Raw genomic sequence first — 16383 nt, 5'->3', positions numbered from 1 at the left:
ATGATGTTTGGTTTTTTAAATATGACTTTATGGGGATATCTTTTGGCCGGTTTTGTCCTGACTCACATCACCACCACTGCTGTTACCATTTACTTACATCGTTATCAAACACACCGCGCATTAACTCTGCATCCTCTTGTAAGCCATTTTTTCCGCTTCTGGCTTTGGTTAACGACCGGGATGACCACGGCAGAATGGGTAGCCATTCATCGGAAACATCATGCCAATACTGACATGGAAGGGGATCCACATAGCCCTCAGGTATTTACTTTAAAAAAAGTATTTTGGCAAGTTCCAGAATTATATCGAGAGGCCTCTAAAGATAAAGACATGATTAAAAAATACTCCTCGGGCACTCCAAACGACTGGATAGAGCGCAAATTATATTCTCCCCATGCGAACAAAGGCATATTTTTAATGCTCACACTTAATCTTTTCTTGTTTGGAATTCCTGGACTTACCCTTTGGGCAATCCAAATGATGTGGATACCTCTTGTTGCTGGCGTGGTCAATGGAATAGGGCACTATTGGGGTTATCGCAATCATGAGTCGTCAGATTCTTCAACCAATGTTTTTCCCTGGGGTTTATTGATTGCTGGTGAAGAATTGCATAATAATCATCATACCTTCGCCTCCTCAGCCAAATTTTCCATTAAATGGTGGGAATTTGATTTGGGTTGGTTTTACATACGTTGTTTGTCTTTTTTAAAGCTTGCCAAAGTAAAAAAATTACCCCCAAAACTGATCATTGACAAGAATAAATCTCATATAGATGTAGATTCGGTAAAAGCGATACTTGGTAATCGCTTTCAAGTGATATCTGATTATTACAAGCTGGTTATATTTCCTACTCTGCGCGATATGCAATACCGCATAAAAAATCGGGATTTAAAGAATGCTCGCCATTTATTCAAGAAACCGAACGAACAGCTATCCCATGCTGATCAGTTGCGATTGAAAACATTACTTAAGCAACATGACAACTTGCAAGCGGTTCATAATTACCGCGAATTATTACAGCAGATATGGTTAAAAACGTCCCTATCCAATAAGGATCTTCTTAATTTAATACAAAAATGGTGTAGCCAGGCCGAAGAATCCGGGCTGCATGTGTTAAGGCAATTTGCATCACAATTAAAAAGCTATTCTCTCTGAAGTTTTGCAAATGCTTTTATTCCTTACCATGACAGTGAGATTAGTCATGGTATCAGGATTAAATTTATATTATCGTACAATAAAGATTAATCAAACAGCTCCAGGACTTTCTCAGGCGGACGCCCGATAACAGCCTTACCTTTAAATGTGACAATTGGGCGTTGCATTAATATAGGTTCATTTACCATAGCTTCTAAAATTTGCGCCTCATTAGCCAGAGACAGACCCAATTCCTTAAAAACATTTTCATTCGTGCGCACTAAGTCTTCAAGAGCTAGGTGAGTCCGTAATCTTTTCAATTGTTCCAGATCAAGAGGAGTTTTAAGATATTCAATGATAATGGGTTCAAAACCTTTGTTTTGCAGTATTTCCAATGCTTGTCTAGATTTTGAGCATCGAGGATTATGATAAATAGTAATTTTTTCCATGTTCTTTTTAAATTCTTTGCCGAAATAAATTAAAACTATAACACTTTCCTTCGCTTTTATCCTGCCCGCTTTGCAAAAACACAAGCAGGGGGTTTAAATTGAAACCTCACATTCTTACTAATCTAATAAGCCACCTGATATAGAATAATCAGATGGTACTTACCGTTGATGACAAACCACGCATCCATATCCGGAATTAAACATAATCGACTGATTGGGGTCATTTGATTTTTGATTAAAATGTTGAACATTGGCTTTCGCATTCAGAATACGTTTCTCCAACATGTCTTTATACGGCCATTTATTGTAATTTTTAGTCAATTTGGCATTATTGTATATTTTTATTCCCGTTTCAGGATCTCCGGATTTAACTAACATATCCCCCATATTCATAAAAAAGCCTTCAAAATTATGAGGCGCAATTTCTGAATTCCAACAGGCTCTTTGCGCGCCTATTGTCGTTTCTCTCTTCATATAAGGCGTAAAATCAGGATTCTGTCTACTAATCTTCTCACCAGCACAGATATCCAAAGTTTTCCATTGCCAATCCAAACCCTTTTTAAAATGATCCGAATCAGCACTTAAACTACTCATGGGGTACCCTGCAGTAAAATAATTAAACTCAGGCCAATTGCTTATCGCTTTCTGTAAAGTAAAATATCCTCTGACTTCTTCTTGTTTGTCTTTAAAAATCTGCCCTTCTACTAATTGGGTATCGCCATAAAATCCTTGATAAATTGGGTTTTCCGGATCCAGTTGCAGAGCATCAGCAAAGTATTTTTTAGACAAAATAATTTCATTGGGAAGCAAGGGAGAGTTATTTTTTACTCTTTCCCGCTCAGTAATTTTCCAAATATGAATAAAGCCAAGATGGGCCGCTAATTTCGAATCATATGGATTCTCGAGGTAAGCTGCCATCAGCAAATAATCCGCTTGCGGAATGTCCTGATATCGCCCCTCATGAAGGGTTCGCCAAAAATATCGCTCTGCCCGAGCAGCCAGTGGACTATTAGATAATTGCTGTTTTTTAGGTGGCGTAGTCAGTAATGCCATTTTTTCACAAGCCACCAAATTAAATATCATGAAACCTAATAAGCCATAAAATACACGCACGCTCTCATTCCCTTAATAATTTTATTTAGTCCATCACTCTGTTTTGTCTTGCTTTAAATACCGACTCAATAACTGATTATTAAGTCAGCACATCAAAAATATAAGCGGGAACCAATAACATCCTTCATAAACGATATAACGCGGCCTGTTAAGTAACAAGTAGTTGAGAAAAATAATCACTATCCATTATAGCTTTCAACAAAAACATCCTGATTTTTAAACTAATCTAAATTAAATGGACATACGAATTAGATTTTCGTCTTCCATTTCTTCAAATTTATCTTTATGAACTCTTTTAATCAAATCCAGGATGTCGTATTTATAAAGTGTGAGACTGGAAAGCTTTCCATTGAAATCGTCATTATCAGGAGCACGCTCTAAATCTCTGAAAGTAAAGCTTCCCTGGCAAAGCTCATCGTTGAGACCTCTCATTTTATATTGGAATTTATAATATTTGCGGCTGAACTGATTGTTGTTCTCATCCCTGAAAGTGTAGTTTACTTCAGCACAATCAAGATAGATTTTATTTGGCTTAACCTCTTTGTCTTCAACCATCTCAGCCAAATTGTATTGATCCTCAACCAGGCATTTAACCGTTGCAATACATCGGCCTACAGTACTTAATAAAGCAATAAATGGCATTGCCAAAGCAACAGTAGTTATTTCAAGATAATTAATTAATGTTCTGCCCGCAAACCCCGCCTCACCCATACAGAGCATGAAAATGGAATAGGGCACCAGTAATTGGGCAAATGCCCCCGCGACTAGCATCGAAAAAGAAGCAGTAACTGGCTGGAATAGCACTTCTCTCAAATCTTTTCCGTTTGCAATCGTGCCGAAAAATGTGTGTTTAATATCTCGCTTATTATGTTCCCAAAGACTTTGATATCGATCCCCGTCGTACTCGTTCCAACGCATACGGCTAAAATTTGAAAAAAACAGTATATTTTTATACATAACAGGTGCTTCGTCTTTTGAAAGAAGCTTTATTATACTTTTATGTCCTTAACCTTTTATTAAAGTTTACTTAATAATTTCCTGAAAACAAATGACTCACTTTGTGTAAAATAAGTTAGTAAATTTTAATTTTATTCTTTGAAATGGCCTATACTTTTGAGTAACGATAAAAACATATCTTGCATGGAATTTTAAGAATGATGACAAACTCATGGAAAGATAAATTGCAAAAGCAATTAACTCAGCAATTTGGCTCCCCAAAAGGGAAACAGCTCATTGATAAATACACCGAAACAATGTCAATGAGTTATAGTGAACAACATACTCCCGAAGAGGCAATCCAGGACATTTTACAGATAGAAAAACTCTCCAAAGAAAATCCCCTGGTTATCGATTTTTATGAAAACACTCACTCACAATATCCTTTGCACATTAAACTTTATCGGTATGAAACCCCAATCCCCCTATCCGACATCTTGCCTATGCTTGAAAACATGGGACTGCGCACTTATACCGAACGTCCTTATAAAATCAAAACACGGGACGGGCAATTATTCTGGATTAGTGATTTTAACGTAACCTATTCTCAAACCGATTCAATCAACATTACTCAGGTCAAAGATATTTTTGCAGAGGCACTGATTAGTATCAATCTTGGTATTTGTGAAAACGATGGTTTTAATAAATTGGTATTATGCGCGGGGCTCTCCTGGCAAGAAATAACTATTTTGCGAGCCTATGCAAAATACCTCCATCAGATTGGTATTCGTTACAGTCAATCTTACATTGAAAAAACCATCGAAATGCATGCGGCCATTGCCCGTGAGCTGATTCACTTCTTTTATTTGAAATTTGGCCTTAAAAGGAAATCTGCTATTCACAAGGACATATTGGCACTAGAACAGAAAATTCAAATAAACATTGATGCGATTAGCAGCCTGGATGAGGATCGCATCATGCGTTATTTTTGGTCTTTGATGAAAGCAACTCTTCGTACTAATTACTTTCAAAAAAATCACGCGGGATTATCTAAAGATTACCTTTCCTTCAAATTAAAATCCTCGGAAATTCCTGACCTACCTCCAGGTCAACCGCTTTATGAAATTTTTGTGTACTCAACACGTTTTGAAGGAATCCATTTACGTAGTACCAAAGTAGCCCGCGGCGGTATTCGCTGGTCCGATCGGCCAGAAGATTTTCGAACCGAGATTTTAGGACTTATGAAAGCGCAGAAGGTAAAAAACGCAGTCATTGTTCCCTCTGGCGCCAAGGGAGGTTTTGTCTTGAAAAAACCGCTTCATGCAGCCAGCCGCGAGCAAATCCAACAGGAAGTCATCTCTTGTTATAAATCGTTCATCAATGGTTTACTGGATCTCACCGATAATTTAATCAATGATAAAACAATCCCTCCACAGAATGTTATATGTTACGACGACCCTGACCCTTATCTGGTTGTTGCTGCTGACAAGGGAACAGCTACTTTTTCCGATATTGCCAATAGTATTGCCAAGGAACATGGATTTTGGCTAGGTGATGCTTTTGCTTCTGGAGGTTCTGCCGGGTACGATCATAAAAAAATGGGTATTACAGCACGTGGTGCGTGGGAATCTGTCAAAAGACATTTTCGTGAACTTGATATCAATATTCAGCAACAAGACTTTACGGTAGTAGGTATTGGTGATATGAGTGGTGATGTATTTGGCAATGGCATGCTTTATTCAAAACATATACGGCTGTTAGCTGCTTTTGATCATCGTCATATTTTTCTCGACCCGAATCCCGACCCTGTAAAATCCTATGAAGAAAGACTTCGCCTGTTTAATTTACCTACTTCATCCTGGGAAGATTACAACTTACAACTTATTTCTAAAGGCGGAGGCGTTTACAAACGCTCAAGCAAATCGATCCCCATTAGCCCGCAAGTAAAAAAAGCTCTCGCTATAGATGCAAATGCCCTTACGCCCAATGAGCTTATTCGAGCGCTGTTAAAAGCACCAGTGGATTTACTGTTTAACGGCGGTATTGGAACCTATGTCAAAGCAACCACGGAGTCACATGCCGATGTTGGCGACAAGACTAATGAATTCTGCCGTATTAATGGCGCAGAATTACACTGCAAGGTAGTGGGAGAAGGAGGAAATCTGGGTTTTACTCAACTTGGACGCGTCGAGTTTGCATTAAAGGGCGGTCTTATTAACACTGATGCGATTGATAATTCCGCCGGCGTTAACTGCTCTGACCATGAAGTCAATATCAAAATTCTTTTAGATAAAGAGATTAGAGAAAAGAAACTCACAGAAAAAAAACGCAATCAATTGCTAAGCAGAATGACAGACGAAGTCGCCGATCTTGTTTTGCAAGACAACTACAATCAAGCCTTGATTTTAAGTATATCGGCAGCTCATTCTTCTCATTATAGTGGCTTATATCAAGATTACATGAAAGAATTGGAAAAGTGGGTTAACCTTGACAGAAGCGTTGAATTCCTTCCTGACGATAAAAAACTCCTCGAACGCAAAAGCACTGGCGCAGGGCTGACAAGACCAGAGCTTGCTGTTTTAATGGCACACACCAAAATTCATATTGCTAACGAATTATTAAAATCGCATTTACCCGATGACTCATACTTCACAACTTTTTTGGAAACAGGTTTTCCCATCTCGCTACGAAAGCCCTATGCGAAAGCCTTGCCAAAACACCCTTTGTCTCGTGAAATCATAGCGACGCAACTGAGCAATAAGCTGGTTAACAACATGGGAATTACCTTCATGTACCGCATGCTGATGGAAACCGGTATGTCGATTGCTGATATTGCCTGCGCTTACACTATTTCAGCCTGTATTTTCCAAACGGATGTCTTACAAAATCTGATTGATTCATTTCAAGATAAAATATCCTTATCCACCCAATATGAATTATTGCATCACATTCGCCAATTGCTCAACTTGGCGACACGCTGGTTTTTGCATAATAATCGACTGACCGGAGGCATTGAAAAAAATATTAAAAATTATGGCAAGTCAGTCAAAAAACTTGAACTGTTGATTCCCAAGCTCATGGGTGGTGTCACTAAAGAATACCTTGAGAAACTCATTAGCCAATTCGTCAGTATTGGTATTGAAAAGGATATGGCTCAAAAAATTGCTATAACTCGGGCTCTTTATACTTCATTAAATATCATTGAAGTAGCCACGCAAAATGAATTTGATTTATCGCTTACTGCAGAAACTTACTTTAAAGTTGGTAGTCAATTTAATCTCGTTTGGTTTCGCGACCAAATAGCCAATGACTCACGTGAAGGGCATTGGAATACCATGGCTCGCCTGTCTTTGCGTGATGAGTTAGATAATCTGCAAAGACGTTTGACTATTGCCATTTTAACAACTAACACCAAAGAACGTACTTCTGAAAAATTGATAAACTATTGGCTGGAACAAAATCACCCCATTCAAAAACGCTGGGAAAAGTTATTAGAAATGTTATTGGGTAGCGAAAACATAGATTACACCATATTTTTTATCGCCTTGCGTGAGCTTTCCTCTTTAATTCAAGTATTGTAAATAAGGATCATCATCAAGTGGATAAAACATTGAAATTTTCGGGAGAATGGAATGGTTTTAGAGTTTGATACCATCATATTAGGTGGGGGCAAAGGTGGGAAGACTCTTGCAATGGATTTGGCTAAAAGCGGCCAGAAAATCGCGATGGTTGAAAACAATCAGATCGGTGGGACCTGTATCAATGTGGCATGCATACCTACGAAAACGCTCGTGCAGTCAGCAAAAGTGGCACATTACTGCCGTAAAGCAAAAGACTATGGTTTAAATACTACATTGCACCCAATTGATTTTAAAGCAATTCGAGCACGTAAAGACGCTGTGGTGAAAGGGATGCGTGAAGCGAATTTAAAACAGTTTTTAGACTCAGGCATGGATCTCATGTTAGGACATGGTCATTTTATTGGACCAAAAATGATTGAAGTTACCCTATCCTCACCACGTGACAAGCAAAAAACGCTGCACATCACAGCTGATAAAATTATTATTAATACAGGCGCTCTGCCATTCATTCCCCCCATTGCGGGGCTCGATAAAGTCAATTATTTTACCAATGACAGTTTAATGAACACCGATTTGGTACCCCAACATTTATTGATCATCGGCGGCGGTTATATTGGCTTGGAATTTGCACAAATGTTTCGCCGCTTTGGTGCTGAAGTCACTGTCATCGAAGCCAGCAGCGAATTTCTTGGCCGGGAAGACAAGGACATTGCTGAACAGGTTTTTCAAACCTTATCCAACGAAGGCATTCAATTTGCTGTCGATACAAAGATTAATGCCATTCGCCAAGAGCAAACTGAAGTGATTATCGAAGCTAATCGACAAGGCCAATCAGAAATTATTCGTGGCACAGCTGTCCTGGTTGCAGTAGGGCGTATTGCCAATACAGCAGGATTGCATTTGGATAAAACTGGCGTTGAACTTGATGAGCGTGGATTCATCAAAGTCAATGAGTTTCTCGAAACGACAGCGGCAGGGATTTGGGCATTGGGCGATGTCAAGGGAGGGGCACAATTTACCCACCTGTCTCTTGATGACTATCGTCTGGTGAAACATAATTTACAAAACCCCCAGAAAAAGCTTTCTTCCCAAAACAGGCTTATTCCTTACACAGTGTTTCTCGACCCGGAATTAGCACGCATTGGACTTACTGAAGCTCAAGCCAGATCCCAAGGCCGCCGAATTAAAATCGCCACAATTCCGGCAGCTGCGATTCCTCGCGCCAAAACCCAAGGAGAAACAACGGGTATTTTAAAAGCAGTCATTGACGCTGAAACCGATTTGATTTTGGGCGTTTCTATTTTCTGTGCGGAGGCAGGGGAAATATTAGGGGTCATCCAATTAGCAATGGAGTTGCGCGTACCTTATCAAAAATTGCGCGATATGATGTTCGCTCACCCTACTCTAGTGGAAGGCATCAATCTGTGGTTTGCGCAAATAATTTGAATTGATGTAAAACCATACTCGCCATATTACATGCTACAAGGCAAGTGGTTAATAGAGGCATTTTACTTCTCTTCTTCAATAAATCCTGTGTATAGGCAGTAATCAAATACAGCCGATACACACTTTTTATTTCAGAACTTATTGTTGTTACTGTACTATTCTATGTAGGACTTTTGCTTTTTATTGGATAAAGAGGGAATGACTTATGAAAATAGTGGTGATTGGTGCTACGGGGATAATTGGAAAAGCAATAGTTGCTGAATTAAACCCAAGACATGAAATTATTTCAGCGAGCTATAAAAACAGTGATATTCAAGTGGATATAACCAGTAAACAATCAATCGATGCAATGTACAAAAAATTAAATACTATTGATGCGATTGTGTTAGCTACCGGTAAAGTGCACTTTGCTGCCCTAAAAGACATGGGAGAAGACGATTATAAAATTGGTTTGACCAATAAACTAATGGGTCAAGTTAATGTAGTCTTGGCTGGATTAGAATACATCAATGATAATGGCTCATTTACATTAACAAGCGGAATATTAAATCGTGACCCCATTCTCTATGGAAGTTCCGCTGCCATGGTTAATGGCGCATTGGATGGTTTTATCAAAAGTGCTGCTCTGGAAATGCCAAGAGGTATCCGAATCAATGGTGTAAGCCCCACAGTAATTACCGAAGCCATGGAAAACTATGGCCCCTATTTCAGAGGCTATGAACCTGTATCTGCTGCTCGTGCAGCACTCGCCTACAGCAAGAGTATTGAGGGCGCTCAAACAGGTCAAGTGTATTGCGTAGGGTAACATTAACAGGACTTATGAAAAACCCCAAGGTCGAGGCAAAAAATGTTTTTAACTAGGGAGTTAAGATAAACTAAATGACCGAATTAAAAATTTTTTAACAAAGAGATTGGGGTTTATTGTAAGCCCTGATTAAAATTATTTAAAAAAACAGCAAGCATGGTTTTGCATAGTATTGCAGGTAAAATTATGTTTCTTTATGTTTTTACACGGTTTTATAGACGGGACGAAAGAAACTCTTTGATATTTCTGATAGTCAATTGCCCCTTGGCCACAAGTGCCTCCCTTGTATTAAATCCTATGTGTGGTGTTGCGATAAGATTAGGTACCTCCCAAAGGCTATAATTTGCAGGTAATGGTGGTTCAACATCAAATACATCCAATGCGGCACCTGCTATCATGTCCTGTTCCAAGGCTTTTTTTAAATCACTGTTAACCACAATCGGCCCTCTGGCACAATTAATCAAATACGCTGATTTTTTCATTTGAGATAAAAGTCTTAAGTTAACCATGCCTTTGGTTTCATTTGTAAGTGGCACATGTAAAGTGACGAAATCAGATTGGGAAAACAAATCGTCTAATGTTACTTGAGATTTCCTGTCATAAATTATAGTTGTCATTTGAAATGCCTTAGCAAGCCGCGCAACTTCTGCACCGATTGCTCCATAACCGACAATGCCCAGCACTTTATTTTTTAGTTCAATACCGGTATTGGTTATGCCTTGCTCTCTTATTCTCTGATTGTTATCAGGAATATGACGTGCAAGAGAAATCATGAGACCAAATACCAGTTCAGATACCGCAGTGTTGGCATAACCCGCTGCATTTTTTACCGGAATATTTCTTTTACTCACCGCATCCCTATCAATATGGTCGATTCCAGCAAATGCAACAGCAATCAATTGTAATCGCAGCGCTGAATTAATGACTGCAGCTGATAAACGTCGATTCGTCAGTGCAATGATGTCTGCATCCTTCACAAAATCTATTAATTGCTCATCACTCCACTGACGACTGTCACACTCGATAATCGTGTGGCCTGGTAATTCAGAACGAATTTCCTGCATCGCAATCCCTATAGGCTCAACAACGGCAATTTTCATGTAAAATCCTTTAATCCAAATTTAATTAAGTTTTTCCACTCCGCTGTGACAAGCAATTTGTCATCGTTATTTCACTTCAATCAAAGAGATGGCTCACCATTCTATAACGCTCTTTTTTAAAAATTAAGGTAATGCGAAATGCCAATTCATTGCTTTGGATAAACCTTCCAGCATGATTTCACCTCGTATGCTATTTCCTTTCGCATTCACTCTTGGACTCAATACCACAATACCTGCTTTACCGGGAACAACCGCGATGGTATAACCAGATACTCCACTTTTAGCTGGCATCCCTGTTTTAACCATGTGAGTACCTGTTTCATCATATAACCCGCAAGTCGCCATAATGGCTAAAGTAATTTTACAGGTTTCCGTAGACAGTATTTGTTCACCCGTGTCCGGATCTTTCCCTCTATTAGCTAACAAAGTAGGTAAGTACAGCATCTGATCCAACATGGCTTCATAGGAACATAGCGCAAAATACAAATCGAGGGTTTCATGAACATCAGCTCCAAGATTGTTTCTGCTTTTCAGTAAATAAGCAAGAGCGCGGTTACGATTACCGGTTCGTTTTTCAGAGGCAAAAACCAGAGGATTAATACTGAGACGTTGATTAAATAATTTTTGTACCCAATGCTCTAGCCATCTAAATTGCTGTTCACCTATGCCAGGAATGCGTGAGCATAAAGCAATAGCGCCAGCGTTCAACATGGGATTTGACGGTTTAGGTCCAAACTGCTCCAGGCGGGTAATGGAAGCGAAATCATCACCTGAGGGCTCCACCTTAACCCATTCAAATAATTGATCGGCGCCAAACTCTTCAAGCAAACCAATCAAAGGAATCATCTTCCCCGTGCTTTGCAAAGTCACTGGATGAAGTGGATTATTACTATAAGCCAAGGTTTTCTCACCCAAAGCTTGCACCGCAATTGCCGTCAATTCCTGATTAACATTCGCCAGTTCAGGGATATAATCCGCGGTTTTGCCTTCTTGATTTAATTCGGCAGCATGCACAAGCTCTTCTAACAATTGGATGGTAAGCAATTTTGATGACATAGTACTATTGGATTAAAAAAGGGGCTATTATGGTAAATTTAGCACATCAAGACAAATATTTTATTTTGCAAGAATGCTGTTAGTTAATAAGTGAAGGATGAAAACTTAGTTCAAGTAACGGTATTGAGAAAATATTTTTTGCCTTGGTCTTATGCATCAAGCGAACAGGTCTTTGTCCTACAGGCAGAAATCCATTTCTACTCTGACTACCAGATTTTTTGTTCGCTAAAGAATTCTGGAAACAAAATGATGAGGGACACTATATTGGTCCATTATTTTGATTGATAAACAAACTGGTTTGGTCGCTTAACTCGCCAGAAGTTGCAAGTGCTTTAAAGATACTCAGTCGATGCCCTTTGTTTACACTCATGGGCATGGAATTGGCATGAGAAGATTTCTGTAACGTAGTATTTCTCAGATTTTCATCAATGCCCTCAAGATTAAAATCAGAATTTAAATCATCAGCAAACTGCAAATTTATCATGTGCGCCTCTGCATCCTTCACCACTTGGTTAAACCCTTCCGAACTCTCATTACCTAATCCTTTACAAGCTTCAGTAAAAGATTGAATGGTTTTCAAATCATTATTTCCTCTTAGAATGGAGGTGAAATGCTTGAAGTCAATAGCAAGCTGATGATTTAAACTGACAAAAACGTCCACTTCCAGTTGATTGAGAAACTTATAGAAAGATTTGCCCTCTTTTTCTACATCAAAGAATTTCTTAATTTCTCCAAGGTATGGAATAAAATCTGAATTCCATATAGCACCGTCATTACCCGACTTAATATAGAGTAAGGTGAGTCCCAAAATATATCTGGAGAATTTGACCAAGGTGACTGAGCCGGATTTTTCATTTTCAAACTTTAAAAAAGATTTCTCAATAAGGCCCAAAAAGAATTCCATTTCAGGTTTATTGTCTACTCTTTTAACAGCCAAAAACAGCTTGTCTAAAAAAAACTCGCCATCTTTTCTACTTGCTTCCGGAAGTTTTTCAAGCAAGTTGCGCATTATATTTTGATACCACATAATATCATTCACCTGTAATTAATTAGAGCAAATGATATCAAAAACTAATTAAGTGAGTATTAAGAATACCTTTCTCATTTCAAACTTCCTAGCTATTATACCGACAATTTTTTCAATCCTTCTTCAATAATCGAAAGGCCGAGTTCCAAATCTTTTACGCCAGTAGAAAGTGGCATGTGGAGACGAATGACGTTCCCGTAGGTTCCACAGGTCAAAATAATCAACCCATGTTCTAAACAAAATTGGGCCAATTGTACTGTGGCTTCTTTATTAGGTTCTTTCGTGTTTTTATCCTTTACCAATTCGATTGCCTGCATGACACCCAAACCACGAACATCACCAACTACCTTGTATTTTTCCTTAAATCCAGAAAGTCTGGACTGCAGTGCCTTTGCAAGATGGGTAACATTTTGCAGCAGGCTTCCTTCTTCAAAAATATGGAACACTTCAAGAGCAGCAGCACAACTAAGTGGATTTCCACCAAAAGTTCCACCCAACCCACCTTCCATAGCCGCATCCATGATTTCAGCTTTACCTGTTACACCAGCAAGCACTACCCCACCGCCAAGGCCTTTTGCTGATATGGTGAGATCGGGGGGTACTCCCAAAGTATTCATCGCAAACAGATTTCCTGTGCGGCCAAAACCGGATTGGATTTCATCGGCAATAAAAACGATATCGTTTGTCGTACAAAACTCACGAAGTTTTTGCAAAAATAAGGCAGGGGATTGAATAAATCCACCTTCACCCAATACCGGCTCTATAATGACTGCAGCAATGTTTTCAACACCGACACGGAAATTGGCAAGATCGGTAAACTCATCGAAACATTCTTCTACACAATTGGCTCCCTTCCAACGATACTCATAAGGAAAAGGAGCACGATGGATTTCAGAAGGAAACGGGCCGAATCCATGCTTATAGGGTTTGTTTTTCGAAGTGAGTGTCATTGCCATGTACGTGCGTCCATGAAAAGCATGATCAAAACAAATCACTGCTTGTTTGCCCGTATAGGCACGAGCAATTTTAATGGCATTTTCAACTGCTTCCGCACCGGAATTCAAAAGGAGCGATTTTTTTTCGAAATGTCCCGGGGTGTGATCATTTAATTTTTCACACACCTTGATATAAGATTCATAAGGAATAATATTGAAGCCGGTGTGTATAAATTTTTCGGCTTGGAGCTTGATGGCATTGACCACCGAATCAGGGCAGTGCCCTGTATTGACCACCCCAAACCCTGATGAAAAGTCCAAAAATACATTTCCATCAACATCCTCCACAAAAGAACCTTTCGCCTGCTTCACAAAGATAGGAGTAGCATGAAATGGCCCTCTTGCAACATGCTGACGTCGCAATTCCATCAACTGTTGCGATTTGGGTCCGGGAATTGGCGTTTTGATATGAATTTTTTTCATTAGTTTAGTACCAACCAATTGGTGTTTCATCCAGATTAATATTCACTTGCTTGACCTCAAGGTAACTCTCAATGCCATACAAACCTAACTCACGACCCGCTCCGCTTTGTTTGTATCCGCCCCAAGGCATTTCATTATAGGTTGGATGGTAATGATTCACCCAAAGAATCCCGGCACGGATTTGAGATGTGACTCGATGGGCCCGAGTAACGCTCTTCGTCCATACAGCCCCAGATAAACCATAATCAGTATCGTTCGCAATGCGAATGGCCTCTTCTTCAGTGTCAAAAGGTATCACTACGAGTACTGGACCAAAAATTTCTTCACGAGCAATGCGCATCGTGGATTTCACTTCATCAAAAATGGTTGGCTCGAAAAAATGTCCCTTTGCAAATTCATTGCCTGTCGGGCGTTTACCGCCGCAAAGTAATTTGGCTCCTTCTTCCATTCCAAGCTTGACATAGCTTTCCACTTTTTCACGATGTGCACTTGAAACCAAAGGCCCCATTTTTACCCCGGCGTCCAAACCATGGCCAAGCTTGATATTTGGAATTTTTTTCAACATTCCCTCTACTATTTTTTTGTGAATAGAGCGCTCCACTAGCAAGCGGGAACCCGCAGAACAGACTTCCCCTTGATTTGCAAAAGCACCAAAAAGGGCACCGTCGATTGCCATTTCAAGGTCAGAGTCTGCAAAGACAATATTTGGATTTTTTCCGCCAAGCTCTAACGAGATTTTTTTCAAATTGCCAGTAGCCGCCTGCATGATTTTTCTGCCTGTTGCCGATCCTCCGGTGAAAGCAACCTTATCCACCATAGCATTACTTGCCAACTCCTCTCCAACTCCTATACCCGGCCCAGTAATGAGGTTAACCACGCCCGCTGGAAATCCGCATTCATCAATCAACTTGAATAACTCAAGTGCCGTTATCGGGGTCAATTCTGATGGTTTTAATACCACGGTATTGCCTGCGGCAAGTGCGGGGGCAAGTTTCCAGGCCGCCATAAGCAGTGGAAAATTCCATGGAATGATTTGACCACACACGCCTATGGGTTCACGTACTACGTAACTAAATGAATTCGCTGGAACCGACATCGTTTCACCATGAATTTTAGTCGCAAGCCCACCGTAAAATTCAAAGCAATTGGCAGCATCAGTGACATCAAACTCCGCTTCGAGTAACGGCTTTCCGCAATTTCGAGTTTCCAGTTCTGCCAACATTTTAGCATTGGCTCGAATCAAATCAGCAAGCTTGAATAACAATTTGCCTCGATCAAGCGCCAGTGATTTTCTCCACTCTCCTTCATCGAAGGCTTTTCTCGCTGCTTTGATAGCAAGTATGGCATCTTCTTTAGCACTTTCTGGCACTTTTGCAATCAAATCCCCATTAGCCGGATCAAAAATGTCACGTGTAGCCCCACTTTTGGCTAAAGTAAATTTCCCATCAATGTACATTTTGTAAATTTCCATTTATTCCGCACCTTTTTTAGGAAGAGGTTAAAAATTTTAGTATGACTTCATTGACTATCATGGCTTGTTCTAATGGGCTCGAATGCCCTCCTGGAATGGTAATGAATTGAGCATTAGGGATCCCTTGTGCCAGTTGTTGACTTTCTGCAGGCAAGGTCAGTATATCGTCCTCTGCTGCTATCACTAGTGTGGGCACTTTAATTTCATGTAGCCACCCGCGGGAATCAAATGGTGGTATGGTTCTAAATTGTCGCGCTTGATCTTGTAAGGATTGCGGATAAGGATTATTTTTCAAATTCTCTTTAAAAGCAGCGATATTTTTAGGCTCAGCCAAATATTCGCTTGAAAAAAACCATGGTATTCCGGCCTCTATTAATAAATCGAATGGAATATTCTCCTTACGCAGATTCAAAAGACTTTCCATAGCCTGGTTTGCTCTCGTATTAAATTTTGCAACCGAATTTAAAATAATCAGCTTATTGATTTTTTTACCATACTTTCTGGCAAGCAGTTGAGCAATAGCCCCACCCATTGATTGTCCTAGAATAGACGGGTTGCTAAAACCTAATTGCTCCAGGAAAGCCATGATGTCATCCGCTTGAGCTTCTAATGTAAAAGAAGCTCCATTGTCTCTTGTTTGCCCTATCCCGCGATTGTCAAATATCAATACCTGGAATTGTTCGGCCAACTCATGGAGCATGGCGTTCCAAAAAGTGTGATCACAGCAATAGCCTGCAATTAAAACCAGTGGTTTACCTTGCCCATAGAGCTCATAATAAATATCAACACCATTAATCTTAAGTGTGGCCATGTCGCAAAAACTCCTTAATCGATTTTTTTGACGAAC

Annotated in this window: 13 protein-coding genes; 4 read left to right on the top strand and 9 right to left on the bottom strand. The window is 39.7% G+C overall.

The window, feature by feature from the left end; translation table 11 throughout:
* Positions 1-1155, top strand: a complete 1155-nt coding sequence (locus LPG_RS01250) for a DesA family fatty acid desaturase (RefSeq protein ID WP_010946010.1) — start codon at positions 1-3, stop codon at positions 1153-1155.
* 86 nt (positions 1156-1241) lie between these two features.
* Here LPG_RS01250 and arsC read toward each other — a convergent pair whose 3' ends face one another.
* The 3 genes from arsC to ceg9 all read right to left on the bottom strand — a co-directional run bounded on the left by arsC (position 1242) and on the right by ceg9 (position 3653).
* On the bottom strand, positions 1242-1583 hold the full coding sequence (gene arsC / locus LPG_RS01245) for an arsenate reductase (glutaredoxin) (protein WP_010946009.1): 342 nt from the start codon (positions 1581-1583) through the stop codon (positions 1242-1244).
* A gap of 159 nt (positions 1584-1742) precedes the next feature.
* Positions 1743-2696, bottom strand: a complete 954-nt coding sequence (locus tag LPG_RS01240) for a hypothetical protein (protein ID WP_010946008.1) — start codon at positions 2694-2696, stop codon at positions 1743-1745.
* A 231-nt stretch (positions 2697-2927) separates the two neighbouring features.
* Complete coding sequence (gene ceg9, locus LPG_RS01235) at positions 2928-3653, bottom strand: Dot/Icm T4SS effector Ceg9 (protein WP_010946007.1); 726 nt, start codon at positions 3651-3653, stop codon at positions 2928-2930.
* Positions 3654-3850: 197 nt separating this feature from the next.
* Here ceg9 and LPG_RS01230 point away from each other — a divergent pair, with 197 nt between their 5' ends.
* The 3 genes from LPG_RS01230 to LPG_RS01220 all read left to right on the top strand — a co-directional run bounded on the left by LPG_RS01230 (position 3851) and on the right by LPG_RS01220 (position 9464).
* The gene (locus LPG_RS01230) at positions 3851-7213 is read left to right on the top strand and encodes an NAD-glutamate dehydrogenase (RefSeq protein ID WP_015444904.1); all 3363 of its coding nucleotides are present in this window, start codon (positions 3851-3853) and stop codon (positions 7211-7213) included.
* A 51-nt stretch (positions 7214-7264) separates the two neighbouring features.
* Positions 7265-8659, top strand: a complete 1395-nt coding sequence (locus LPG_RS01225; RefSeq protein ID WP_010946005.1) for a mercuric reductase — start codon at positions 7265-7267, stop codon at positions 8657-8659.
* A 205-nt stretch (positions 8660-8864) separates the two neighbouring features.
* The gene (locus LPG_RS01220) at positions 8865-9464 is read left to right on the top strand and encodes a short chain dehydrogenase (protein WP_010946004.1); all 600 of its coding nucleotides are present in this window, start codon (positions 8865-8867) and stop codon (positions 9462-9464) included.
* A gap of 212 nt (positions 9465-9676) precedes the next feature.
* Here the strand turns inward: LPG_RS01220 and LPG_RS01215 are convergent, their stop codons facing one another.
* The 6 genes from LPG_RS01215 to LPG_RS01190 form a co-directional block, all read right to left on the bottom strand.
* Entirely contained in the window at positions 9677-10564 is an 888-nt protein-coding gene (locus tag LPG_RS01215; protein WP_010946003.1) for a D-3-phosphoglycerate dehydrogenase, read from the bottom strand.
* A 123-nt stretch (positions 10565-10687) separates the two neighbouring features.
* The gene (gene glsA, locus LPG_RS01210) at positions 10688-11620 is read right to left on the bottom strand and encodes a glutaminase A (protein ID WP_010946002.1); all 933 of its coding nucleotides are present in this window, start codon (positions 11618-11620) and stop codon (positions 10688-10690) included.
* A 259-nt stretch (positions 11621-11879) separates the two neighbouring features.
* Complete coding sequence (gene ceg8, locus LPG_RS01205; RefSeq protein ID WP_010946001.1) at positions 11880-12659, bottom strand: Dot/Icm T4SS effector Ceg8; 780 nt, start codon at positions 12657-12659, stop codon at positions 11880-11882.
* Positions 12660-12742: 83 nt separating this feature from the next.
* Complete coding sequence (gene gabT / locus LPG_RS01200; protein WP_015444906.1) at positions 12743-14065, bottom strand: 4-aminobutyrate--2-oxoglutarate transaminase; 1323 nt, start codon at positions 14063-14065, stop codon at positions 12743-12745.
* A gap of 4 nt (positions 14066-14069) precedes the next feature.
* Positions 14070-15536, bottom strand: coding sequence for an aldehyde dehydrogenase family protein (locus LPG_RS01195; protein WP_010945999.1), 1467 nt, complete (start codon positions 15534-15536; stop codon positions 14070-14072).
* A 16-nt stretch (positions 15537-15552) separates the two neighbouring features.
* Positions 15553-16347: an alpha/beta fold hydrolase gene (locus LPG_RS01190; RefSeq protein WP_010945998.1), complete on the bottom strand. Its 795-nt coding sequence runs from the start codon at positions 16345-16347 to the stop codon at positions 15553-15555.
* Between the last annotated feature and the right edge of the window lie 36 nt (positions 16348-16383).

It is taken from the genome of Legionella pneumophila subsp. pneumophila str. Philadelphia 1 (assembly GCF_000008485.1).
Lineage (GTDB): Bacteria > Pseudomonadota > Gammaproteobacteria > Legionellales > Legionellaceae > Legionella > Legionella pneumophila.
This window is presented reverse-complemented; position numbering and strand designations above follow the sequence as displayed.

What these genes read in the sequence shown, in the direction of transcription:
- LPG_RS01195 (WP_010945999.1), bottom strand. Translation starts at nt 15,536, where the DNA reads ATGGAAATTTACAAAATGTACATTGATGGGAAATTTACTTTAGCCAAA.
- glsA (WP_010946002.1), bottom strand. Translation starts at nt 11,620, where the DNA reads ATGTCATCAAAATTGCTTACCATCCAATTGTTAGAAGAGCTTGTGCAT.
- LPG_RS01225 (WP_010946005.1), top strand. Translation starts at nt 7,265, where the DNA reads ATGGTTTTAGAGTTTGATACCATCATATTAGGTGGGGGCAAAGGTGGG.
- arsC (WP_010946009.1), bottom strand. Translation starts at nt 1,583, where the DNA reads ATGGAAAAAATTACTATTTATCATAATCCTCGATGCTCAAAATCTAGA.
- gabT (WP_015444906.1), bottom strand. Translation starts at nt 14,065, where the DNA reads ATGAAAAAAATTCATATCAAAACGCCAATTCCCGGACCCAAATCGCAA.
- LPG_RS01230 (WP_015444904.1), top strand. Translation starts at nt 3,851, where the DNA reads ATGATGACAAACTCATGGAAAGATAAATTGCAAAAGCAATTAACTCAG.
- LPG_RS01220 (WP_010946004.1), top strand. Translation starts at nt 8,865, where the DNA reads ATGAAAATAGTGGTGATTGGTGCTACGGGGATAATTGGAAAAGCAATA.
- ceg9 (WP_010946007.1), bottom strand. Translation starts at nt 3,653, where the DNA reads ATGTATAAAAATATACTGTTTTTTTCAAATTTTAGCCGTATGCGTTGG.
- LPG_RS01190 (WP_010945998.1), bottom strand. Translation starts at nt 16,347, where the DNA reads ATGGCCACACTTAAGATTAATGGTGTTGATATTTATTATGAGCTCTAT.
- LPG_RS01215 (WP_010946003.1), bottom strand. Translation starts at nt 10,564, where the DNA reads ATGAAAATTGCCGTTGTTGAGCCTATAGGGATTGCGATGCAGGAAATT.
- LPG_RS01250 (WP_010946010.1), top strand. Translation starts at nt 1, where the DNA reads ATGATGTTTGGTTTTTTAAATATGACTTTATGGGGATATCTTTTGGCC.